The following is a 24126-nucleotide window of genomic DNA, read 5'->3' as shown; positions in this document are numbered from 1 at the left end:
CCTCCACCGGATCACTGCCTCGGCGCAACGTCTTGCTGACACCGCAGGTCACGGGAACGTAGCAAAGCACTCACGGCGCAGCATCTTGCGCCGCAGCAGCAGGCCACGGTGTCGGGATCGTCGGCGTTGCACCTGGCGGCGGCGTGGTTGCCACGCCGCCGCTTCGGTCGGTGGATCAGAACTTGTAGCGCACGCCGAGCAGGAACTGGCGGCCGGTTTCGGTGTACTGCAGCGGCAGCTGGCCGGTGAGCGGCGAACGCACCCACTCGTCGGACGCTTCGTTGGTCAGGTTGACACCTTCCAGGGTCAGCTCGAGCTGGTCGCTGACCTTGTAGCGCAGCGAGGCGTCGATCATCGTGGTGCCGGTCATGCCGTGCACGCCGTCCACGTTGAAGCCGGTTTCCTGGCCCGGTGCCTGGGTCAGGTAATCGTCGCGGTTGGTGGCCGACACACGGCCGGACCAGGTGTCACCTTCATAGAACACCGTGGCGTTCCACGAGGTCGGCGACAGACCGGTCAGGTCGTTCTTCATCACGGCCTGGCCCTGGCCATTGAGGTACTGGATCTTCGATTCCACCCAGGTGTAGTTCAACTGCACGCCGAGGTTGGACCACTTGCCCGGCAGGAAGGTGAAGGGCTGGGTGTAGTTCGCTTCCACGCCATGCAGCTCGCCGCCGGGGGTGTTGAGCGGGATGCTGAAGGTGAACTCGTCGTTGACCGTGGCACCGGTGCCGTCCAGCAGGCTGGCCGGCAGGCCACTGGTGGAATACGGGCGCACATCGCGGGTGGTCTGCACGAAGGACTCGATGTCCTTGTAGAACAGGCCCAGGCCGAGCATTGCGCCTTCGTTGAAGTACCACTCGAAGCCGAGGTCGACGTTGGTGGCGCGGATCGGATCCAGGTTCGGATTGCCGCCGGCCACGGTGCGGGCGCCGCCGGCCACTGCCACGGTCACGCCGGGGGTCAGGTTGCCCAGGCCCGGACGGGTCATCACCTTCGCCGCGCCGAGGCGGATCAGGAAGTCCGGTGCCACTTCGGCGACCAGGTTGAACGAGGGCAGCGTGTCATCGTACTTGCGGTTGCTGGTGGTCAGCACCGGCACGCCACCGACGGTCGCGTAGCCGTTGGATTCCTGCTTGGTCTCCACGTAGCGCACGCCGAAGTTGCCGGACAGCGGGATCGATCCGAGGTCGGTGGAGAACTCGCCCATCAGCCACACGCCGCGGTCCTTCTCTTCCACGCTGCGGCTGTTGTTCAGCCGCGGCGCGACGGCGAAGGTGCCGGTGTTGCTGTAGATGTCGAACAGGTCGGCTACCGCGTCCAGGTTCGGCACGACCCAGTTGGACGGATTGCCGGTGATGCCCTTCAGGCCTTCCTGCTGGGTGTATTCCGGCGGCACGATCAGGCCGCTGCCCGGGAAGGTCGGCACGGCCAGCTCGCTGGCGCGACGCAGTTCCACGGTGTTGAAGCTGTAATCCTTGGCCAGCACGCCGCCCTTCAGGCGGAAGCCCGGGCTGATGTTCCAGTTGAAATCCAGCTGCGCGGTGTCGAAGTCATTGTCCACCGACTGCGGACGCAGACGGATCTCGGCCAGGGTCCAGCCGTTCGGGTTGGTCGGGTCGATGCCGTAGTTGAAGGCTGGCAGGTTCTTGTTGCCGCGGTAGTCGTAGCTGTACCCGTCGACATCGAACTTGTCCATGATGACCGTGGTCTGCACCGGGTTCTCGTGGGACGAACGCGAGGTGCCCAGCTTGCCGGTGATCTGGAAGGCTTCGCTGAAGCGGTGCTCCAGGTTCAGGCTGACCTGCTTGAAGTCGGTGCTCCACTCGTCGTGGCGGTTCTCGCTGCGGATGTCCACGTTGTCGAACGCGCCGTAGACCAGCGCGTTGTTGCGGATTTCGCCGTCGCGCACGATCGTCTGCGGCTTGCCGGCACCGGAGCGGCTGAAGGAAATGGCCTCGATGTAGTGCTCATCGCGGTCGGCATCGATCTTCGAATACAGCGCGTCGAGCGACAGCTCGGTGCGGTCGGTCGGCTTCCACTGCAGCGAGCCGGTGACGCCCAGGCGCTCCTGCTTGTGCTCCATCTGCACGTAGCGCGGGAAGCGCGGGTGGAACACATTGGCTCCGCGCGCGGCGGCGAACGGCGAGCTGGCAGCGAAGCCACCGTTGCTCGGCCCGTTGGCCCAGCGGCCGGTATTGGAGCCTTCTTCCAGCGCCTGGCGCTCGGAGTAGGCCACCGACAGCAAGGCACCGAAGGTGCCGTCAGCGAAGGTGTTGGAGATAAGCGCCGCCATGCGCGGATCCGCTTTCTGCGCCATGTCGTTGTAGCTGGCCTGGCCGCTGGCAGCGAAGGTGAAGCCTTCGTAGTCGAACGGACGCGCGGTGCGCAGATCGACGGTGGCGCCCAGCGAACCTTCTTCCACGTCGGCCGAGGCCGTCTTGCGCACGATCAGCTGCGAGAACAGATCCGAAGCAAACACGTTGAAGTCGAAACCACGGCCACGGTTGGTACCACCGCTCTGGTCGCCGGCACCGACGGTCGCCAGGGCCTCCATGCCGTTGATGCGCACGCGGGTGAAGTCCGGGCCCAGGCCACGCACCGAGATGCTGCGGCCTTCGCCGCCATCGCGGGTGATCACCACGCCGGGGATGCGCTGCAGCGATTCGGCCAGGTTGAGGTCGGGGAACTTGCCGATGTCTTCGGCGACGATGGCATCGACCACGCCGGCTTCGCTGCGCTTGATGTCCAGCGCCTTCTCCACGCTGGCGCGGTAGCCGGTGACGGTGATCGTATCCAGGTCCGTTGCCTGCTGTGCCTGTGCGGTGGCGCTGATGGCCAGACCGATGGACAGGGCCAACAAGGTAACCGGTGTCTTTTTGCTGCTGTTACGAGAAATCATGGCCTTTCCCTCTCCCAAAGGTCTGGTTCACAACGCAGTGTCAGCAAGATGACACCGCTGGTCAGGGCGGACGTTAACAGCACCTTCAGGATCGGGCATCTTGCACCGCAACAGATTCGTAATGTCCCTGAGACGCTTGCGGGACAATGGCTTGAATGGGGAGGTGGGGTGGACGCGACAGCCCATGGGGCTAGAATGACACCGATAGCCAAGAGCCACGCGGGGTGCGTGGTTCCCTCCGGCGCGCTGCAACGCGATGCTGCGGTCCGGGCAACGAGGACATCTGATGAGTCGAGTGGTCTGTTTCGGGGAACTGCTGTTGAGGATGGGCGCACCGGGCAACGAGCTGCTGCTGCAGTCGCCGCGCCTGGAGGTGCACGTCGGTGGGGCGGAAGCCAATGTCGGTGTCTCGCTGGCGCACTTTGGCCATGACGTGGCGATGGCCAGCGTCGTGGCGGACAATCCGCTGGGCGCGCATGCACTGGGCGAACTGCGCCGTCATGGCGTGGACACGCGGGGCGTGCGCCTGCAGGCCGATTCCCGCATGGGTCTGTACTTCCTGACCACCGGTGCGGTGCAGCGGGCCAGCGAAGTGGTCTATGACCGCGCGGACTCTGCGTTCGCGCTGAGCAGCGCGGCGGACTACGACTGGTCCCAGCTGCTGCAGGGCGCGGAGTGGCTGCATCTTTCCGGTGTCAGCCCGGCCCTGGGTGCCGACGTGGCACAGGCGACGCTGGCCGCCGCACGTGCCGCACGCGCGCAGGGCGTCAAGGTGTCCTTCGACGGCAATTTCCGGCCGAAGCTGTGGCAGCGCTGGGGTGGCGATGCGAAAGCCATCCTGCGTGAGCTGTTCGCACAGGCGGACATCGTGTTCGCCGATTACCGCGATATCGAAGTGGTGCTGGGCCAACCGTTCGCGCAGGACGACGTGGTCGCCCGTGTGGACGCTGCCGCAACCGCCGCGTTTGCCGCCTTCCCGCACCTGCAGTGGATGGCGTGCACGCAGCGCCAGGCGTTGAGCGTGGACCACCATGCACTGGGTGCATTGCTGATCGGCCGTGATGGCACGCGCGCACAGGCGCCGGTACGCCAGTTGCAGGGCATCGTCGACCGGATCGGCGGCGGTGATGCGTTCGCTGCCGGCATCCTGCATGGCATCATGCGCGGCTTCGATGCCGACGCCACTGTGCGCTTCGGTTTGGCCGCCGGTGGTCTGAAGCACTCGATCCCCGGCGATTTCAATCCCGTCAGTGAAGCTGACGTGCTGGCCCTGGTGGGCGAGGAGCGTTTTGATGTCCGGCGCTGATCCGCGCGTTCGCGCGGTACTGAAACTGGCACCGGTGATCCCGGTGTTCACCCCTGATGACGTGGACGATGCCGTGCAGGTCGCCCAGGCCTTGTTCCGCGGTGGCCTGCCGGTGGTGGAAGTCACCCTGCGCACGCCGCGTGCGATGGAAGCGATCAAGGCCATGGCCGAGGCCGTGCCCGACGCAGTGATCGGCGCGGGTACCGTGCTGACGGCCGCGCAGATGCAGGCGGTCAAGGAAGCGGGCGGTCGTTTCGCCGTGTCCCCCGGTGCGACGGAGCGGCTGTATGCCGCTGCGCGCGATACCGATCTGCCGTTCCTGCCGGGCGTAGCGACATCGTCCGAACTGATGCACGGATTGGAGCAGGGGCTGGATACGTTCAAGTTCTTCCCGGCCGTGCAGGCCGGTGGTGCGCCGTTGCTGTCGGCGTGGGCCGGCCCGTTCGGCGACGTGCGTTTCTGCCCCACGGGCGGCATCAGCGTGCAGACCGCGCCGCAGTTCCTGCACCTGCCCAACGTGCTGTGCGTGGGCGGCTCATGGCTGACCACCGCGGCCCTTCTGCAGAGCCGTGATTGGGCAGCGATCGAAGAACTGGCCCGCAAAGCGTCCGTGCTGGCGAGCTGAGGGTATCGGAGTAGAGCCGACTGGATTGTGCCGACTGGGTAGAGCCGACTTCAGTCGGCTGGTCTTGGGGTGCACTCCAGGGCAGCCGACTGAAGTCGGCTCTACCCTCATCGGCTGCTTTCCGCGCGAATCAATTGCAGCCGACTGAAGTCGGCTCTACCGGTCATGTCCGCCGCTCATGTCCGCCGGTCGGCTATACACTGGCCGCATGGCGATGTTCAAAACCTTCCTGTTTTCCCTGCTTGCGCTAGCCGGTGCGCTGCTCGCGCTGGTGCTGGTCACCACCGTGGCCAGTTGGTTGCCGCCGTTGATCGGCGTGCATGCGGGCGGCGCGGTGCAGTTGGGTTGGGACCTCGCGTTCACCGTGCTCGGCGGCATTGCCGCGGTGGCCTTTGCCAGCTACCACGCACCGTGCTGGCCGCGTTCGCACGGCACGGGCATCTGGTTGCTGCTGGCGATCGCCTCGCTATGGGCGGCATGGGACATGGGCAACGAGTTCCCGCGCTGGTTTGTTCTGCTGCTGGTGATCTCGCTGCCGCTGCAACTGGGCGTCGGTCTGTGGGTCGGCGCAAGAAAGTGGCGCACCGCAACATCCCCTTAACAATTCACCTCTAGTCTCTTGGCCGCCGGCTACCGGCACGGCCGCGCACGTTTTCTGCACGCTACACAGCGGACAGGCGCGCGGCACGCACTCACAGAGCAATGGGGATCATCCGATGCGCAACATCCTGCGGGAGACGCCGACGCGCGTCCCCCATGCGAAGCTTTTGTCCCGCGCCGTGCGCGCCGTGCTGATCAGTGGCATCGCCAGCCTGCCGATGCAGGCAGTGGCCGATGAAGCAGTGACGGTGGCCACCAGCGCCGATACCAGCGCCGCCCTGCAGCAGCTGGATACGGTCACCGTGACCGGCGGCTACGCCCGCAGCCTGGAGCGCGCGGTCGACCTCAAGCGCAGCAACATCGGCTTCTCCGACTCCATCGTCGCCACCGACGTGGCCGACTTCCCGGAGCAGAACCTCGCCGAGGCGCTGCAACGCATGCCGGGCGTGACCATCGAACGCAACAAGGGCCTGGGCAGCAAGGTCAGCGTGCGCGGCCTGCCCTCCGAGTTCACCCACGTGTCGATCAACAACCTCGCCACGGCCTCGGGCAGCGGCGGTCGCGACGTGCAGTTCGATATCTTCGCATCGGATGTGGTGCAGACCGTCACGGTGCAGAAATCGCCGACGGCGGCAGACGAAGAAGGCGGTATCGCCGGTTCGGTGTACATCGAAACCGCCAGGCCGTTCGACTACGCCGAGCCGAAATTCAGTGCATCGGCTGAAGCGGCGAACAATTCGATCAACGGCAAGACCGATCCGAAGATCTCGTTCCTGGCCAGCGACACCTGGGGCGACTGGGGCGGCCTGGTGTCGTTCTCCAAGGCAAAGCGCACCAACCGCACCGACTCCAACTCGGGCATCAACTTCCGCCCGATGGGGCGCTTCCTCGAAGCGTCCGGCACGCGGGGCACGCAGGCCGCTGCCGTGCTGGCACGCGACGCCGGCATCGTCATCAACAACCGCATGGACAAGGACGCGACCAACCGGATCATCTTCCAGGACAAGGTCGGTGACCGCATCTACCTCAACGAGCAGGACCAGTGGGGCGCGACCGCATCCCTGCAGTTCAAGCCCAGCGAGGCATTCTCGGTGAGCTTCGATGCGATGCTCGGCGGCTACGATACGCATGAAGATGAGTACGATGCCGCTGCGTATTCGGCGTCCAGCCGCAGCACGCTGGACACCATCCATTCGTATGATGCCGACACCCTGTCCCAGTACGGCATGGTGGTCCTGCGCGATGTGTCCTACACGGCCACCCAGCATGAAATCCTGAGCAAGGAACGCTTCGCCAACACCGACTACCGGCAGTTCAGCAGCAAGCTCGACTGGACCGTCGGCAGCTGGGACATCGATGCCCTGGTCGGCTATTCCGGCGCACGCCGCGACTCGGACTACGCCAACCTCAAGCACGTGGCCTACGCACCGTCGCGCACGCGCTGGACCGCCAACGGCGGTGAGACGCTGGCCAGCGCGGCGTCCAATGGGTTCGACATGTACAACTCGCCCGGGAAGTACCTGTTCGAAGCCTATGAGACCGAAATCGAGCACGTGAAGGACGACAAGTACGCCGCGCAGCTGGACTTCCGCCGGTCGATGGAACTGGCGTTCTTCCCGGCGCTGACCAGCGTCAAGTTCGGTGCGCGTTACACCGACAAGTCCAAGGACCGCGAGTTCGGCAACACCAAGATCCAGGGCCCGACCGCCGGCAGCGCAGCGTGGGTCAACACCCGCACGTTGGCTGACAGCAATCCGGGTTGGATCAGCGACATCGTCCCCGGCGGCGGCTACAAGCCGAGCAATCTGGACTGGCAGCAGGTGTCCAACAGCTACGCACGCAACACGTTCCGCTATGCGGGTTTCACCACCCCGCTGGATCCGGGCCAGTTCTACCAGGTCGATGAAAAGACCCTGGCGCTGTATGCCATGACCGATTTCTACTTCGATATCGGCCGCGTGCCGGTGTACGCCAACCTGGGCGTGCGTTCGATCGACACCAAGGTGGATTCGGCCGGTTTCCACCCGGTGCAGAATGCCGATGGCAGCAGCGGCTACACGCCCACGCCGATTTCCAGCAGCGGTGATTACAGCGACCTGCTGCCCAGCTTCAACATGACCGCCGAGATTGCCGATGGATTGGTGCTGCGCGCGGCGGCGTCGGAAACGCTGATGCGTCCGTCGCTGACCGACATCGCCTACCGCCGCACCGTCAGCTGGTCCAGCTTCCGCTTCATGGACGGCAATCCGGCCCTGAAGCCAACGACCGCCAAGCAGTGGGAAGTGGGCCTGGAGAAGTACCTGGAGAACGGCGGACTGCTGTCGGCATCGTACTTCTCCAAGAAGATCGACGGCGTGGTGCGGCAGTCGTTGACCGGCATCGTGCCGAACGTAGAAAAGCTCAACGCCAACGGATCGTTGGATGGGTACTACGACTTCGAGGTCTACCAGCCGGTCAATGCCGAGGGTTCGTACAAGGTCACCGGCGTGGAGCTGGTCGCCCAGCTGCCGCTGTCGATGCTGCACCCCGCACTGGAAGGGTGGGGCATCAATGCCAACTACACCCAGCTGGACAACTCGCTGACCGGTGCATCCGACATCGACATCCCGACCCCGCCGGAAGGGCTGGCCGAGAAAGCGTACAACTTCACCCTGTACTACGAGAATGATCGCTTCGACGCGCGCGTGTCCTACAACTACAAGGACAAGTACGTGGAGTACATCCACCTCAACATGTACCCGGTGTACCGCGATGCGTACGGGCAGACCGATGCCTCGATCGGCTTCCGCTTGAACGACACCTGGAAGCTGAGCCTGGATGCGATCAATGTGTTCGACGAAGAAACGTCGGGCTACACGATCGATAAATCCTTCCCCACGCAGTACGAGTTCTCCGGCCGCCGCATCGGTCTGGGCATTCGCGCCGATTTCTGAAGCGTGCAGTGACCGGCGGCACTCGTACCCCGCCCGGTAGAGCCGACGTCAGTCGGCTTTCCTGATTACCACGCCAAGAGCAGCCGACTGAAGTCGGCTCTACCAACGGCAGGGTTCCGGAGTTCCGTGCCAGTGACGGAGTCCCGTATCAGCGGCCAAGGCCCCGCGCTACAACGTCGGCAGGCCCTGCTTCATCGTGGTGATCCCTTCCCAGGGATCACCGTTCAGGCGCTTGGCCCGCGCCAATGCCTTGTGCATCGGGAACGCATCAGCGGCCGCCACGCGGCCCAGCTCTTCCCAGCGCAATGGCACCGCCACGCCCGCGCTTTCGCGTGCACGCAGTGACCACGAACAGACGCTGGTCGCCCCGCGCGCGTTGCGCAGCCAGTCGATGAAGATCACGCCATTCCGCTTGGCCTTGCTCATCGTGGCCACGTAGCGATCCGGCGCATGCTGCGAAAGCGCCTGTGCGAATGCCTCGCAGAACGCCTTTGCGTCTTCCCACTCAGCGGCGGGCTGCAACGGCACCACCACATGCAGTCCCTTGCCGCCGGACAGCCGTACGAAGCTCTCCAGCCCCGTTTCCTGCAGGCGCGCGCGGATGTCCCGCGCGGCCGCCTTGATGGCGGCCCAGCTCACGCCCTCCCCCGGATCCAGATCGAACACCAAGCGATCTGCGCGTTCCGGGTCCTGCACGGTGGCACCCCACGGATGCAACTCCAGGGTGTTCATCTGCACCAGTTGCATCAGCCCGTCCACATCATCGATGTAGACATAGTCCTCGCGGCCGCTCTTCTGCTGCAGAGGCACGGCGCGTACCGCGCTGCCCAACCCTTGCCCATGATGCTTCTGGAAGAAGCAGGCCTTGCCGACGCCATCCGGGCAGCGCAACAGGGACAGCGGGCGATTGCGGATCTCCGGCAGGATCCACGGTGCCATCGCACGGTAGTACGCCGCGACCTCGCCCTTGGTCAGCTTCAGCGCGGGATACACCACGCGTTCGGGATGGCTGATAGCCAGCGACGGCTCAGCGGCCTTCTTCTTCGGCGCAGGCACCTGGGGGCTGGCGAGGGTCTTGTCCGTGCGCAGCCGCTTGAAGCTGGCCTGGCGCAGAAGTCCCTCCTTCGCCCAGCCACGAAACGCCACTTCAGCGACCAGTTCGGGCTTCACCCAGTGCACGCTGGAGGCACGGAACGGCACGTGGGCAGGCAGCTCGACGGAGGCCGTGTCGCTGCCCAATGCCTGCAGTCGCCGGGTAAGCGTGCGCAGCTTCTCGTCATCGAATCCGGTTCCCACGCGTCCAACGTAGCGCAGGCCGCCCGTGTCCGGCGTAGCCATCAGCAGCGAGCCGAAGCCCTGCCGCGAGCCCCTCGGCGCGGTGTAACCCACCACCAGGAACTCGTCGGTGTTCTCGTGTTTGATCTTCACCCAGCTGCGGGCACGGGTCGTGACGTAGGCCGCGTCCACCTGCTTACTGATGATGCCCTCGAAGCCGGCCTTGCCACTGGCAGCGAACACCTCCGGCCCATGGTCGATCACGTGATCGCTGTAGGCCAACGTGCCGGGTGTGTCGCCGATCAGGGCCTTCAGCACGGCTTTCCGCTCCTGCAGCGGTGCCTGGCTGATATCAACGCCAGCGATGCCCGGCAGATCGAACACCACATAGCGCAGGGGTTGTTTGGCGCTGCCGTCGATCACCCGTTGCAGTGCACTGAAATCACTGCGCCCCTGCGCGTCGAGCACGACCAGCTCACCATCCAGGCGGGCATCGCGCACCGGCAAGGCAGCGATGGCCGTGCTGACTTCCGGGAAGTCGCCCGTCCAGTCCAGTCCGTTGCGCGAGCGCAGGGTGACCTGTCCGTCGTGCAGGTCGGCCAGCAGCCGATAGCCGTCCCATTTGATTTCGTGCAGCCATCGCTCTCCGTCCGGCGCGCTGTCGCGGTGATCGGTCAGCTGCGGCGACCATTCGTGGGGATACGGGGTATCCCGTGCGCCCGGCAGCTCCAGCGCGCGGCGACGCCAGCGGGTATCTGCCTTGCGCGCGACAGCGGGGGATTTCTGCTTGGCCGACGTGGCAGGTCTGGTGGACTTGGCGGGCTTGGCTTTCGTGGCCTTTCCTTTCTTCACTGGCGCGTCCTCCAGCAGATCGTCGGCGTCCGCATCGCGGGCGTGCGCATCGTCGCGCTTGATCAGCAACCACTGCGGCTGCCGTCCTTTCAGCGCCGTGCGCACCAGCTTCCACGCACCCGTCAGCCGTTCGCCATGCAGCACGAAGTCCATCTTGCCGTCTGCCAGCGCCTGCAGGGGATCGCCTTCACAACCCCACACCCCGTGGTCGTACATGTCGACATGGCCGGCGCCGTAGTGTCCTTTGGGGATGTCGCCCTCGAAGCTGGCATAAGACAGCGGGTGGTCTTCCACCTCCACCGCCAAGCGCTTCTCGCCCACCCGCAGGGACGGGCCCTTCGGTACCGCCCAGCTTTTCAGTACGCCGTCCATCTCAAGGCGGAAGTCGTAATGACGGTGGCTTGCATGGTGCAACTGCACGACGAACACCGGCCGTTTTCCGCGCTTGCCGTTGGCCGGCGCGTCGTCGGGCTCGGGGGTGTCATCCTGGCTGGCGCCCAACCGGCGCTTGCGACGGTACTGGTGCAGCGACATGGCTCATCCCGCCTTGCGCTGCGGCGCCGCTTTCTTCGCGGACTTCTTCGCCGCTTTCTTGGCCGGCTTGGCCGTACTTTTTTTCGTTGCCGTCTTGGCCGCCGCCTTCGTGGCTTTCTTCGCTGGCGCCTTCTTTACTACCTTGTCCGTGGCCTTCTTCGCCGGCGTGCGTTTGTTCGCATCCAGGCTCTTCTGCAGCAGCGACATGAAGTCCACCACGTTGGTGCTGGCATCCTCGCGCGGGGCCGGCTCGTCTTCCACCGTGGTGGTACCGCCGTCTTCTTTGATGCGCCGGGTAAGCACGCCCTGCAGTCGCTCGCGGAACTCATCGTGGTACTGCGAGGGGTCCCACTCACCGGCCATGGATTCAATCAACTGCTCGGCCATCGCCGTTTCCTTGCTGGTGATCCGGTATTCCGCCAGCTTGCCGCTGGGCAGCTTGAAATCAGCAGGATCCACCAGCTCCTGTGGATAACGCAGGATCATCAACACCAGAGCGTCGTCGTTGGGCATCACCGCGCACAGGTATTCGCGGGTGCGCACCACCACCTTGGCGATGCCGACCTTGCCGGTGCTGCGCATGGTCTCGCGCAGCAGCACGTAGCCCTTCTCGGCTTTCTTGCCGGGCACCAGCAGGTACGGCTTTTCGAAGTAGCGCGGGTCGATCTGGCTTGCGTCGACGAAGCTTTCCACTTCGACGGTTTCATGGCTCTCCGGCGCAGCGGATTTTATATCGCCGTCCTCAAGCACCACGTAGCTGCCCTTGTCGTACTCGAAGGCCTTGACGATATCTTTCCACGGCACTTCTTCGCCGGTATCTGCGTTGACACGCTCGAAGCGGATCGGCTTCTTGTCGCGCGAATCCAGCATGCGGAAGTGCAGGTCGATCTTGCGCTCGCCCGACATCAGGGACACCGGCACGTTGAGCAGGCCGAAAGAGAGGGTACCGGTCCAGATCGGGCGGGCCATGGGACGCACCAGGGTGACAGGGGAAGCCAGCTTCGGCGTGCGCGCGTGAAACGGCTGTGTCCACCACGGAGAGGAATCCGCTGCGACCGCGCAGGTGGTGATGGCCGCTGGCCATCAGGCTGTTCCTCTGGCGGGCCATTGCCGCTGCGCTCGCCGAGCGTGGCTCGGCGCTACCGGAGGATCGCCCGCGGGCCCCGGCGTTGTAGCGCCGAGCCATGCTCGGCGGAATCTGTGCCGGACGGTGTAGCGCCGAGCCACGCTCGGCGGAATCTGTACCGGTTACTGCAGCAACGGGCGGACGGCAGAGGCGGGCATGTGGTCCAGCGCCAGCCAAGCATCCTCCACCACCTCCCGGGCCTTTGGCCAGCGCAGGCGCGATTCGCCACGCATCTGCTCCCAATGCGCTTCCAGCGCGTCTTCGGTCTGTTCATCACTGCCACGCGGCCAGTTGGCGGCGTGGGTCGTCAATGCAAACGCGTAGGCGGGGCACAGATCGCGCCAGCTGCGGTGCGCCTGACGGCGACGCACATCGTAGTCGTTGAGCATGTACTGCAGGTAATCCTGCGCTACCGCCTGCGGGTCTTCGCGCTGCTGCCGCCGCGCACGGCGCTGGGTCGGGCTGCCGCCAAGCGGATCGCGGCGGGCATTGAACACGGAGGGTGCGGGACGTTCCAGGCGGTGCATGGCGCGGCTCCTGCGGTGCAGTCGGGCGGCCAGATGTAACGGCGTCGCCGTTACCCACCTGTGAGAGGCATGTAGAGGAACCGGCAGCCAAGGTTCGCGGTAGCTTTACCTGCATAGCGCTGTAGTAGCCCCTCCATCAGGAGAGCAGCCATGAACCGAGATACATCGCGCGATCCGCTGCGCCAAGCCACTCCCCCGATCCCCGGCGAACAGCATGGCAAGCACGACAACATGGAGGCGGAGGACCGCGGTACCGGTGCGCCGTTCATCGACGCCGTCGCAGAGGCCGATGATCACCTGCCCGTGAAGCATGAATGCGAGCAGGCCGCGCAGGACCGGAAAGACTGCGGCGACCGTCATCGCGGCGGCCAGGAGAGCCCGCTCAAGCGTCGCGAGCGCAAGCAGCACGCCAGCGACAATCAGGATCAAGCGCTGGAAGAAACCTTCCCGGCCAGCGACCCGACGTCACCGTTCGTGCCGGCGAAGGCGCCGGACTGATTTACCTCAGTTTTGGGGCTGACGGCCAACGGCCGTCACTTCCCTCGCAGGGCGGGCTCAGCGCCACGACCACTGCAGGCCCAGGCTGCCACGGCGATCCGGGCCGGGTTCGTAGAAGCGACCATTGCCGTCGTTGACGATGACCGAGCCGATGTAACGCTGGTCCAGCAGGTTATCCACACGTGCGAATACCCGCAGATCCCCGCCCGGCAGGGTCCAACGGCGGCCAGCCTCCAGGTTCACCACGGCATAGCCGGGGGCGCGTTCAGTCGCCAGGTCATTCACCACCGTGTCGCTGCTGCCGGTGACTTCGGCGGCCCACTGCCATGCGGCGGGCTGCCACTGCAGGCGGGCGAAGGCTTGCTGCCGCGGCACGCCGGGCAGGCGGCTGCCGGCCTCGACCGGGGTGTCGGGCACGGCGCAGCCACTGCCGGCGCAGGTCAGGTAGCTGCTGCGCACCTGCGCCTGCAGCCACGTCCAGGCCACCTGCAGTTCCAGGTCCTGTGCCAAGGGCTGACGCCACGACAGCTCTGCGCCCTGCCGCCGGGTGCTGCCGATGTTGCGATACGTACTGCGGCCATTGGTGTTGCTGGCCACGGCCAGTTCGTCGTCGGTGTCGGCGCGGAACACACTGACCTCCAGCTGCTGCCCGTTCTGGGCGTGCCATTTGCTGCCGATCTCCAGGTTGCGGCTGCGGGCAGCAGACAGGCCCAGGGCCAGCCCGGCCAGGCCGTCGTTGCGGTAACCCAGCTCGTTGAAGGTGGGCGTTTCAAAGCCACGACCCATCGCAGCGTGCAGGCGCCACTGCGGGTTTACCTCGAAGCTCACGCCCGCCACCGGCGTGGTGGCCTGGTAGCGCCGGCTGCCGCTGTCGTCCGGGTTGCGGCCGACGATGTAATGGTCGTCCGATCGGAATCGCACACTGCTGTGGCGCGCGCCGGCCAGCACGGACCAGCGCTCGGTCCATTGCCACCACGCCTGCACGAACTGGTCGACGTTGGTGACGGTATCGCGCTGGTCGCGACGCAGCGCACCGCGCACGCCCAGCTGATTGCCGACGAAGTTCTCGTAGCCGGTACGGTGCTGCCGCTGGCGATCGACATTGGCACCGGCGGTGATGTCCAGCGCGCGGCCGGCCAACGTACCGTTCCAGCCCCAGCGCGCGTCCAGCCCGCCGAAGTCACCGTCCAGGTCGATGACCCCGCCGGCATGCAGCGGATTGGCCTGCGGACCCGGCGGAATGGCCAGGAACTGGGTGACCTCGCGCTGGCCGGCATACCCGGTCAGGCGGAAGCGGTGGTCATCGCGTTCGCCGCTGTAGACCAGTCCGGCCTGCGACTGGCGTACGGATTTGCGCGTGTTGTACAGGTGGGCCACCGAGGTCGCCTGGCGCGGATCCTCCGCCACCTGCGCACGGGTCAGGCCGAGCGGATCCTGCGCGTCGGGCGCGTCCAGATGGTTGACCAGCAGCTCCAGCCGGTCCTCGCCAACGGCCATGCCCAGCCGCGCGTTCAACGATTCGCGGCGCGCGCGGCTATGGTCGCGCCAGCCGTCCGTGCGGAAGTGGTTGGCCGCGATGTTGTAATCCACCGGGCCCTGCACGCCGCGCAGGTGGGCGCCCACGCTCAAGGTGTTGTCGGCCCCGTAGTTCATCCGAAGCCGCCAGGGATCGCCCTCGCGGCCGCGCGCGGTATGCACCTGCAGCACCCCGCCGGAGGAGTTGCCATACAGGGCGGAAAACGGCCCACGCAACACCTCGATGCGCTCGGCGCCCAGCAGGCTGGCATGCGACAGCTGTCCTTGGCCATCGGGCATCGTGGCCGGTACACCATCGACCAGCACCCGCACCCCCCGCACGCCGAACGTCGAACGGGCGCCGAAGCCCCGGATCGACAGCTGGGTATCCTGGGCCAGGTTCTGCCGGTCCCGCGCCAGCACCCCGGGGACACCGCCCAACGCTTCGGACAGCTGGGCCTGCGGACCACTGCGGTCATCGTCGATCCACACGGTGGTGGAGCTGGACGGCAAGGCGAATGCGTCAACACCGGTCACCCGGGCGGCCTCCACTTCCACCGCCGGCAGGCTGCGCGTCGGCGCTTGCTGCGGGGTCTGGGCCAGTGCGAGAGAGGGCAGCAGCAGGCTGCAGGCGGCGGACAGGCGGCAACGCGCCGGAAGCAGATTCATCATGTGGATCGGGGGGATAGCGAAGATCAGGCACCATCCTACGGTGCATGGCGTGAGGATGAATGCCGCGCCCCCGGCCCCCTTTGTTACGATGGCGTGGTTGCGTCCGGTGCGGACGCGACGCTGCTGCGTGCTTTCTTCCTCCCCCTCAACGAATGAGTACCGCCGTGTCCTTCTTTGCAAACGTGGAACTGGTCCCGGGCGACCCGATCCTGGGCCTGACCGAGGCGTACAACGCCGACAGCCGTCCGACCAAGGTCAACCTGGGTGTGGGCATCTACTACGACGAGAGTGGCCGCATTCCGCTGCTGCGCGCCGTCAAGCAGATCGAGCAGCAACTCGCCAACGAAGCCAAACCGCGCGGCTACCTGCCCATTGATGGACTGCCGGCGTACACCCAGGCCACCCGTGAGCTGGTGTTCGGCAAGGAGTCGCCCCTGCTGGCCGCCGGCCGCGTCGCCACCACCCAGACCGTGGGCGGCAGCGGTGCGCTGCGCGTGGGCGCCGACCTGCTGCACAAGCTGCTGCCGCACGCCACCATCGCCATCAGCAACCCCAGTTGGGAAAACCACCGCGCCGTGTTCGGCGCTGCGGGCTTCGAGGTTGTGGAATACGCGTACTTCGACGCACAGACCCACGGCGTGGATTTCCCCGCGATGCTGGCCGACCTGCAGAAGCTGCAGCCGGGCACCGTGGTGCTGCTGCATGCGTGCTGCCACAACCCGACCGGTGCCGACCTGACCGTCGCGCAGTGGACGCAGGTAGCCGAGGTACTGAAGGAACAGCAGCTGTTCCCCTTCATCGACATGGCCTACCAGGGCTTCGACAAGGGCATCGAGCAGGACGGCGCGGCCGTGCGGATCATCGCCGAAGCCGGCATCGACAGCTTCATCGTGGCCAACTCGTACTCCAAGTCGTTCTCGCTGTATGGCGAGCGCGTGGGTGCGCTGTCGATCGTGGCCCCGGATGCTACCGCCGCCAAGGCCGTGCAGTCGCAGATCAAGCGCATCATCCGCACCATCTATTCCAGCCCGTCCAACCACGGTGCGGCCCTGGTGGCCGGCGTGTTGAACAGCCCGGAGCTGCGCGCGCTGTGGGAAGCGGAACTGAGTGAGATGCGCGAGCGTATCCATGCCCTGCGCCACGGGCTGGTGGATCGTCTGGTCGCCCTGGGCGCACCGGAGTTTGCCTTCATCAACGACCAGGCCGGCATGTTCTCGTACTCCGGCCTGAGCCGCGTGCAGGTGGAAAAGCTGCGCGATGAGTACGGCATCTACGCCGTCGGTACCGGCCGCATCTGCGTGGCCGCACTGAGCCAGAGCAACCTGGACTACGTCGCCCAGGCCGTGGCCAACGTCGCCAAGGCCTGACCCGACAAAAAGGGGACGGAGGGGATTAAGTCGTTATCGGCTCGCACGAGGCGATAACGACTTAATCCCCTCCGTCCCCTTTTTTGCATCCGGGCGGCGACAATAGACGCATCTTTCCGTCGCTCGAGCCCTGCCCATGTCCCGTACGTCGTTGACCCGGTATCTCATCCAGGAACAGCATGCCGGCCGCATCAATGCCGACCTGCGCCAGCTGATCGCCGTGGTGGCCCGCGCCTGCACCAACATCTCCATCGCGGTCAGCAAGGGTGCCCTGGGCGGCGTGCTGGGCGAGGCCGGGACCGGCAACGTGCAGGGCGAAGCGCAGAAGAAGCTGGACGTCATCAGCAACGAGATCCTGCTGGAAGCCAACGCGTGGGGTGGCCACCTCGCCGCCTGTGCATCGGAAGAAATGGACCATTCGCAGCCCGTGCCGGACATCCATCCGCGCGGCGACTTCCTGCTGTTGTTCGATCCCCTCGATGGCAGCTCCAACATCGACGTGAATGTGTCGGTGGGCACCATCTTCTCCGTGCTGCGCTGCCCGAAGGGCGTGGAACTGCCGGGCGACGACAGCTTCCTGCAGCCGGGTACCGCGCAGATCGCGGCGGGCTACTGCATCTACGGGCCAAGCACGCAGATGGTGCTCACCGTTGGCCACGGCACGCATGCGTTCACCCTGGACCGTGAGAGCGGCGAGTTCCTGCTGACCACCCAGGACATGCAGATCCCGGCGGCCACGCAGGAGTTCGCGATCAACATGTCCAACCAGCGCCATTGGGAAGCCCCGATGCAGGCCTACGTGACCGATCTGCTGCAGGGCAAGGAAGGCGCGCGCGGCAAGGATTTCAACATGCGCTGGATCGCCAGCATGGTCGCCGACGTGCATCGCATCCTGACCCGCGGCGGCATTTTCATCTATCCGTGGGACAAGAAAGATGCGTCCAAGGCCGGCAAGCTGCGCCTGATGTACGAGGCCAATCCGATGGGTCTGTTGGTGGAACAGGCAGGCGGTGCCGCCTCGACCGGGCGCGCGCGCATCCTGGACATCCAGCCGGACCAGCTGCACCAGCGCGTGCCGGTGTTCCTTGGCTCGCGCGATGAAGTCGACGCCGCGGTGAAGTACCACCAGCAGCACGACGCGCAAAACGCTTGATTCGCCGCACGCTCATGACGTTGGCGTGACATCCCCTTCGCCAGTGGGCACCATCAAGGTTCCACTGGCGAGGGATCCACGCATGCACGTGCAGGAACCAGTAGATTTCATTGAAGTGATCCACAACGCCGTCCCCGCTGATGTATGTGCGGCGATCGTGTCGCGGGTCCGCGCAAGTGACCGCCTGCAACCGGGTGCGGTAGGCAGCGGGGTGTTCCCGGAACTCAAGCGTAGCAAGGATCTCCGGATCAGCGGCCAGCCCGATTGGTCGGATGTGGAAAACGTCCTGCAACAAGCGGTTTTCGCCGGGCTGCAGACTTATCTACGCCGTTATCCACAGGCATTGATCGCGCCGTTGATGTTGCAGATACAAGACAGCAACGGCCAACCGAAGCGCCTCACGGCTGAAGACTTCCCGCAGATGGACGGGGCTGCCTTGTCGGATCTGGCACGCACCTGCCTGCGTCCGGGCGCGATCAACCTGCAATGGTACGCAGCAGGCGAGGGCGGCTATCCCTACTGGCATTGCGAGCTGTACCCGAAGGACCCGCAGGCTGAAACGCTGCACCGGCACCTGCTGTGGACGCTCTATCTCAACGATGGGTTCGAGGAGGGCGAAACCGAGTTCCTGTTCCAAGGCCGGAAGATCGCACCGCGTACCGGCAGCCTGCTGATCGCGCCCACCGCGTTCACCCACACCCATCGCGGCAACCGTCCACAGGGTGGAGACAAGTTCATCGCGACCAGCTGGATCCTGTTCCAGAGCGCGCAGCAGCTGTTCGGCAGCTGAGCCGCGACGCCTGGGTCCTCATCTCCCCGGGTGCTGAACGCACACGTGTCCACCTTTCCCTTGGCCGACATGTGCAGCGACACCCGGGGAGATGAGGATTTCGGCAGATCGAGCATCATGCTCATGGGTGAACCTTCCGTGGGTCTGTGCGCTGTCGTCTTGATTGATGGAGACGATCTAGATTTGGCTTGTTACTGCATGAAACCTATGGTGCACGACGATCGCGACAGGGCCTTTCAGAAATCGCTCATTGCGTAGCCCACCGATGTCATGCCACTTCGCTCGCCGAGCAGGGCGCGGCGCTCCCGTCGGCGGCGCAACGTCCATCACTCGCCTGGCGTTCCGCCACATCCACCCGCATCTGCAATCCGATTGCGCGCAAGGCACCCATCACCGTACGCAAGGTCAACGTGCGTCTTCCACCCAACTGCCGATGTACCACCGCGGCAGGCAATCCGCACTCGCGCGCGATTCCCCGCAGTCCCTCTTCACCTGCGACATAGGCCAACGCTTCCCCAAGAATGGCCGCATCGCCCTGGCTCTCCACGATGCACTCGTTCAAGTAATCCACAACGGCCTGCGGGGTACGCGGACGGTCGAAATGGCCTGCCGCTTCCATCTCCGCGTGCGTCATGGTGGCGCGCGGTGGCGTCATCGTGGCCCCCATGTACTCAGTTCGGGGGTCCGGAAAGACACGCGCGCAGGGCGCCGGAGCTGCAATGACATCGGTAGGACCTCGCAAGGCAAACGGCCACCTGCGCCGAAGCGCGAGGTGGCGGGCGGTGCGGGTTGGCGTACCGGACTATCTGAGAGCTCAAAACCGGCGGATCGGGATCCCCGCGCACCGCCCGCCGTATGACCGGCAGTGCAGTGCATTCTCCGCCGTGCCCGAAGGCCACAACAGAGGCAATTGCTCTCAGGTAGTAACAGGACGCCAATCCCGGCTGGCACATTCGGCACCAGCCCGGTCATCGTGCGATGTGGCGTCCAAGGGCGTCCATCAGGAAAGCTGCGGAGTCATCCTGCGTGACCTGCGTAAGGCGGGGGGCGACAGGATTTTCAGGTGACGCCGGTCGTCAGTCGATTGCCCGCGCCGGCGCGCACATTTCGCTGGCTGCTTCGACATACTCCGACAATGTGCCAAGACCCGCAGCCGCTCGGCGGCTATCCACCTGCGGCGCCTCTTCGATCTCATCCGGGTACCACCTCTGTCCCACACAGCTGCCCTGAGTGCCGTATCGCTGTGGGCTGTGGGTCCTGTCCCAGAGGTAAGCATACTTACGGGCGTCTACTTCGCCTGATCCGAGTAGAGGCAACATCAGGGCCAGTGCTTGGCGCTGCACCTGGGGGGCACGATCGGCATGCAACGCCAGCAAGGCGGCTGCATCGGCGGCCGGTTTTCCGACGACCGATACACGTGGCCAGCCGGATGCGGCCATGATTGCCGAGAGCCGACTGGAATGTGCGGCGTCCGTGGACAGCACATGGGCGACGTCGACGGGCTGCGTACTGCGGACCTGTTGATCCGCCTCCGCCATCGCGATGAGTTCGCTGGCCAGCTCAGATGCGTATTCGCTTCCCCACGTGGGATAGCTCGTCATGCCGAACAACGCGAACAGCAGCAGGTGACGCTTCGTCCTTGTCATACATCGTCCTTGGTTGCCGAAGGCGTCGGGCAGAGCACGCCGGCTCTCTAGAATAAGGTGCCCTGTGCTTCATCTTTCACTTTGATCAATAGCGGCGGCACAAACCGCGTGCAATCCAGCTTCGGCCAATGGCTGTTCTGCGCATCAAACCCCAGCCGCCTGCGCGCCAGCTTGAATCGATTGTTCAACAGGTCTGCATAGACGCCCTGGCCGCGCATGCGCGTGCCGAACTGGCTGTCGTAGTCCTTGCCGCCGCGCAGCTGGTTGATGGTGCTCATCACGTGCGCGGCACGGTCGGGGTAGTGCGCTTCCAGCCAGTCGCGGAACAGCGGCGACACTTCCAACGGCAGCCGCAGCAGCACATAGCCGGCAGTGCGCGCGCCGGCATCGCGTGCTGCCTCCAGCACGGCTTCCAGCTCGGCATCGTTCACCCACGGAATCACCGGCGCCACCATCACCCCGACCGGGATGCCCGCGTCGTGCAGCCGCCGCATGGCGCGCAGACGGGCACGCGGTGCAGCGGCACGCGGCTCCAGTTTCGATGACAACACCGGGTCCAGCGAGGTCACCGAGAAATGCACGCTGACCAGGTTCTTTTCCGCCAGCGGCATCAGCAGATCGATGTCGCGCTCGACCAACGCGTTCTTGGTGATCAGCGAAAACGGGTGCTGTGTTTCCAGCATCACTTCGATCAGCTGGCGGGTGAGTTTGAACTTGCGTTCGATCGGCTGGTAGGCGTCGGTGTTGATGCCCAGCGCGATCGGCTGCGGCACGTAGCCCGGCTTGGCCAGTTCCTTGCGCAGCAGCTGCGCAGCGTTGGTCTTGGCGAACAGCTTGGTTTCGAAGTCGAGGCCAGGCGACAGATTCAGGTAGGCGTGGGAGGGACGCGCGAAGCAGTAGCTGCAGCCGTGCTCGCACCCGCGGTAGGGGTTCACTGACTGACTGAAGCCTACATCCGGGGAGCTGTTGCGGCTGATGATGCTGCGTGCGGTCTCCGTGCGCACTTCCGTCCGCAGGCGGGGAGTCAGGAACTCCTCGCTTTCATCCGGCTCCCAACCGTCGTCCACCGCTTCGCTGACTGTGCTCTCGAAGCGGCCCGCGATGTGGGAGGTAGCACCACGGCCTTTGATCGCGATAGGGGGAAGGGAATCAGGGCGACCCATGGGAATTTTCTACTGAAAGTGCGATTAGTATTATTGCTAACCACAGCATATGCAATGTGCTGGAATTCAGGTGGCTGTAGGCGTGGAGCGGGTTGGGGCTGGAGGTTGCCCCCATGGTTATCCACAGGACATACGGTCATGTCAGGACAACGCGCAGGACATTGCAGGCCACGCGATGCGCAGCCGAGGGTAGGGGATCTGGGTCTCAGGGGATGCGACATGAGACGTCGTGACAGCAAGCGGCCGTCATGACCGGGTGTGCAGGTTTCACGGGGCGGATGGTTTCCGCCGACCCTGGGTCGGCGCTACCAGAGCGGGTCAGAGCCTGGCCAGGTAGGCCTTTACCGTGGCATCCAGGCCGTCGTACAGCGCTTCGCTGATCAGGGCGTGGCCGATCGAGACTTCCATCACGTCAGGTACGGCGGTCAGGAAGGCACGCAGGTTGGCCTGCGACAGGTCATGGCCGGCGTTGACGCCCAGGCCCACGGCCTGAGCGCGGCGGGCGGCGGTCGCGAACAGCGCCAGCATGTCGGTGGCATCGCCAGCGGCATGGGCTTCGGCATACGGTCCGGTGTACAGCTCGATGCGGTCGGCGCCCACGTCGGCGGCCAGTTCCAGCAGCGGATTGCCGGCATCGACAAACAGGCTCACGCGGCAGCCCATCGCCTTCAGCGAGGCGATCAACGGCCTCAACTGGTCTGCATCACGCTCGAAATCAAACCCGTGGTCGGACGTCAGCTGGCCATCGCCATCGGGCACCAGGGTGGCCTGCGCGGGGCGGGTGGCCTCGCACAGCGGCAGCAGGCCCGGGTAGCCATCACGTGGCGGGGCGAACGGGTTGCCTTCGATGTTGAACTCGACGCCGCGTGCCTGGGTCAGCGCGGACAGCGCGTGCACATCTTCCGCCGTGATGTGCCGCCGGTCAGGCCGCGGATGCACGGTGATACCGTGCGCGCCGGCGTCCAGGCACGCCTGCGCGGCGCGCAGCACATCCGGATCGTGGCCTCCGCGCGAGTTGCGCAGTACGGCGATCTTGTTCACGTTGACGCTGAGACGGGTCATGGCGGTAAGGCACGGACAGAGGGGCGCAGTGTAGCGCCGCTGTCACAGCAGGGGCGAGGCCAGGCGGGCGAACGCCTCGGGCAAGCGGTGCCGCCACAGGCCGCGGTTGCGTTCGTTGTGCACGCGCGTCGCACTGGAAAACTCGTGCTCCAGGATGCCGGCCAGCTCGGCGACGCGCCCCTTGTCCCGCAGCAGCATCGACAGCTCGAAGTTGAGGCGGAAACTGCGGTGATCGAAGTTGGCGGTGCCCACGATGCACACGTCGTCGTCGGCGATGAACGCCTTCGTATGCAGCATGCGCGGACCGTACTCATGGATCTTCACCCCGGCCTGCAGCAGTTCGTCGAAGTAGGAACGCGCGGCTTGGGTGACGAACCACGAGTCACTCATCTTGGGCACCAGCAGGCGCACGTCCAGACCTCCGAGTGCGGCCGAGGTGAGCGCCATGCGCGCGGCCTCGCCGGGCACGAAGTAAGGCGTCACCAGCCATACGCGGTGCTTGGCCTCGTGGATGGCCGCCACGTGCAGGCGGTGGATGGTTTCCCAGCCCGAATCCGGGCCGGACACCAACACCTGCGCGTTGATGCTGCCATCGGCCCGGGTCGGCATTTCACGTGGCCACAAGCGCAGCTGATCGAACTGTTTGGCGTCCTGCCCGCTGGCATACAGCCAGTCCTCCATGAAGACCAGTTGCAGGCTGCGCACCACGTGCCCTTGCAGCCGCATGTGCAGATCGCGGTAGGCGTTCGGGTCGCGCTGCTCGTTCTCTTCGTCGGTGATGTTGATGCCGCCGGTGAAGGCCAGCACACCGTCGATCACCACCAGCTTGCGGTGGGTACGCAGGTTCAACCACGGCCGCTTGAAGGGCTTGAGCAGTTGCCGCGGATGGAACCACACCGCCTCGCCACCGGCATCCAGCAGCGGCTTCAGGAAGCGCGCACGGATCTTGCCCGCACCTACTGCATCGAGCAGCAATCGCACCTGCACACCGCGCTGTGCAGCAGCCACCAGCGCATCGCGCACGGCGGTGCCGGTGTGGTCGGGTTCGAAGATGTAGTACTCCAGGTTGATGTGGTCCCGCGCTTGGGCGATGCCTTCCAGCAGGGCCGCGTAGGTCGCTGCACCGTCGACCAGCCATTCCACTTCGGTGGCGCTGCTGGGTGCCAGGCCGGTGGTCGCCTGGCCGATCGCCGCCAGCTCGGTACAGTCGGCGTCCGGCGGGCAGACGGTGCTGTAATGCTCCATGCCCGAGCGCGAACGGCCGCGGCGCAGGCGCTGCCGATTTACTTTCTGCGGGCCGAGCAGGTAATAGATGAAAAGCCCGATATAGGGCAGCGCCGCCAACGACAATATCCAGCTGAGCGTGGCAACCGGTTCGCGTTTCTGCAGCATGATCCAGCCGATCAGGCCGATCAGATACAGCGCATAGGTAATCGCCAGCGACGTGCCGAGGTGGGGAATGGTGTCCAGCCAATGGCGGAGGGCGTCGAAGAAAGCAATCATCGGCGGATGATACGCGAGCGAAGGCGGACGTCAGATCCCGGACAAAAAAAAACGCCTCCGTTTCCGAAGGCGTTTTC

At 65.3% G+C, this 24126-nt stretch carries 18 protein-coding genes; 8 read left to right on the top strand and 10 right to left on the bottom strand.

Annotated elements, in window-relative coordinates; all coding sequences use genetic code 11:
• Positions 1-175: 175 nt before the first annotated feature.
• Entirely contained in the window at positions 176-2902 is a 2727-nt protein-coding gene (locus ICJ04_RS00145; protein WP_188325569.1) for a TonB-dependent receptor, read from the bottom strand.
• Between the two features lie 286 nt (positions 2903-3188).
• On the opposite strand from ICJ04_RS00145, the gene ICJ04_RS00140 reads away from it, so the two are divergent.
• From ICJ04_RS00140 to ICJ04_RS00125, 4 genes are all read left to right on the top strand, one after another.
• On the top strand, positions 3189-4208 hold the full coding sequence (locus ICJ04_RS00140) for a sugar kinase (protein ID WP_188325568.1): 1020 nt from the start codon (positions 3189-3191) through the stop codon (positions 4206-4208).
• On the top strand, positions 4195-4833 hold the full coding sequence (eda, locus tag ICJ04_RS00135) for a bifunctional 4-hydroxy-2-oxoglutarate aldolase/2-dehydro-3-deoxy-phosphogluconate aldolase (RefSeq protein ID WP_188325567.1): 639 nt from the start codon (positions 4195-4197) through the stop codon (positions 4831-4833). Before ICJ04_RS00140 ends, eda begins: the two co-directional genes overlap by 14 nt.
• A 208-nt stretch (positions 4834-5041) precedes the next feature.
• On the top strand, positions 5042-5434 hold the full coding sequence (locus ICJ04_RS00130) for a hypothetical protein (RefSeq protein WP_188325566.1): 393 nt from the start codon (positions 5042-5044) through the stop codon (positions 5432-5434).
• Between the two features lie 115 nt (positions 5435-5549).
• Complete coding sequence (locus tag ICJ04_RS00125) at positions 5550-8366, top strand: TonB-dependent receptor (RefSeq protein WP_188325565.1); 2817 nt, start codon at positions 5550-5552, stop codon at positions 8364-8366.
• A 168-nt stretch (positions 8367-8534) separates the two neighbouring features.
• Here ICJ04_RS00125 and ligD read toward each other — a convergent pair whose 3' ends face one another.
• From ligD to ICJ04_RS00110, 3 genes are all read right to left on the bottom strand, one after another.
• Positions 8535-11027, bottom strand: a complete 2493-nt coding sequence (gene ligD, locus ICJ04_RS00120; protein ID WP_188325564.1) for a DNA ligase D — start codon at positions 11025-11027, stop codon at positions 8535-8537.
• Positions 11028-11030: 3 nt separating this feature from the next.
• Positions 11031-11996: a Ku protein gene (locus ICJ04_RS00115; RefSeq protein WP_188325563.1), complete on the bottom strand. Its 966-nt coding sequence runs from the start codon at positions 11994-11996 to the stop codon at positions 11031-11033.
• 279 nt (positions 11997-12275) lie between these two features.
• Positions 12276-12680: a hypothetical protein gene (locus ICJ04_RS00110; protein ID WP_188325562.1), complete on the bottom strand. Its 405-nt coding sequence runs from the start codon at positions 12678-12680 to the stop codon at positions 12276-12278.
• A 150-nt stretch (positions 12681-12830) separates the two neighbouring features.
• Between ICJ04_RS00110 and ICJ04_RS00105 the strand changes: the two genes are divergently transcribed.
• A complete protein-coding gene (locus tag ICJ04_RS00105) occupies positions 12831-13178 on the top strand; it encodes a hypothetical protein (RefSeq protein WP_188325561.1) in 348 nt (115 codons plus the stop codon).
• A 57-nt stretch (positions 13179-13235) separates the two neighbouring features.
• Here ICJ04_RS00105 and ICJ04_RS00100 read toward each other — a convergent pair whose 3' ends face one another.
• On the bottom strand, positions 13236-15362 hold the full coding sequence (locus ICJ04_RS00100; RefSeq protein ID WP_188327141.1) for a TonB-dependent receptor: 2127 nt from the start codon (positions 15360-15362) through the stop codon (positions 13236-13238).
• A gap of 167 nt (positions 15363-15529) precedes the next feature.
• On the opposite strand from ICJ04_RS00100, the gene ICJ04_RS00095 reads away from it, so the two are divergent.
• The 3 genes from ICJ04_RS00095 (at position 15530) to ICJ04_RS00085 (ending at position 18675) form a co-directional block, all read left to right on the top strand.
• Entirely contained in the window at positions 15530-16732 is a 1203-nt protein-coding gene (locus ICJ04_RS00095; protein WP_188325560.1) for an amino acid aminotransferase, read from the top strand.
• Positions 16733-16868: 136 nt separating this feature from the next.
• Entirely contained in the window at positions 16869-17885 is a 1017-nt protein-coding gene (locus ICJ04_RS00090; RefSeq protein ID WP_188325559.1) for a class 1 fructose-bisphosphatase, read from the top strand.
• 82 nt (positions 17886-17967) lie between these two features.
• Complete coding sequence (locus tag ICJ04_RS00085; protein ID WP_188325558.1) at positions 17968-18675, top strand: 2OG-Fe(II) oxygenase; 708 nt, start codon at positions 17968-17970, stop codon at positions 18673-18675.
• 268 nt (positions 18676-18943) lie between these two features.
• Here the strand turns inward: ICJ04_RS00085 and ICJ04_RS00080 are convergent, their stop codons facing one another.
• From ICJ04_RS00080 to cls, 5 genes are all read right to left on the bottom strand, one after another.
• The gene (locus ICJ04_RS00080) at positions 18944-19330 is read right to left on the bottom strand and encodes a hypothetical protein (RefSeq protein WP_188325557.1); all 387 of its coding nucleotides are present in this window, start codon (positions 19328-19330) and stop codon (positions 18944-18946) included.
• Positions 19331-19751: 421 nt separating this feature from the next.
• Positions 19752-20321 carry a DUF6624 domain-containing protein gene (locus ICJ04_RS00075; protein ID WP_188325556.1) on the bottom strand — a complete coding sequence of 190 codons (570 nt, stop codon included), beginning with the start codon at positions 20319-20321 and terminating at the stop codon, positions 19752-19754.
• A 47-nt stretch (positions 20322-20368) separates the two neighbouring features.
• Entirely contained in the window at positions 20369-21484 is a 1116-nt protein-coding gene (locus ICJ04_RS00070) for a PA0069 family radical SAM protein (protein WP_188325555.1), read from the bottom strand.
• 318 nt (positions 21485-21802) lie between these two features.
• Positions 21803-22546 (bottom strand): pyridoxine 5'-phosphate synthase, encoded by a 744-nt coding sequence (locus ICJ04_RS00065; protein ID WP_188325554.1) that lies wholly within the window; start codon positions 22544-22546, stop codon positions 21803-21805.
• Between the two features lie 42 nt (positions 22547-22588).
• Entirely contained in the window at positions 22589-24049 is a 1461-nt protein-coding gene (cls, locus tag ICJ04_RS00060) for a cardiolipin synthase (RefSeq protein ID WP_188325553.1), read from the bottom strand.
• Between the last annotated feature and the right edge of the window lie 77 nt (positions 24050-24126).

The organism is Stenotrophomonas sp. 169, from assembly GCF_014621775.1.
Taxonomy (GTDB): Bacteria; Pseudomonadota; Gammaproteobacteria; order Xanthomonadales; family Xanthomonadaceae; genus Stenotrophomonas.
The sequence above is the reverse complement of the archived record's forward strand: the minus strand, read 5'-3'. Positions and strand labels throughout refer to the sequence as shown.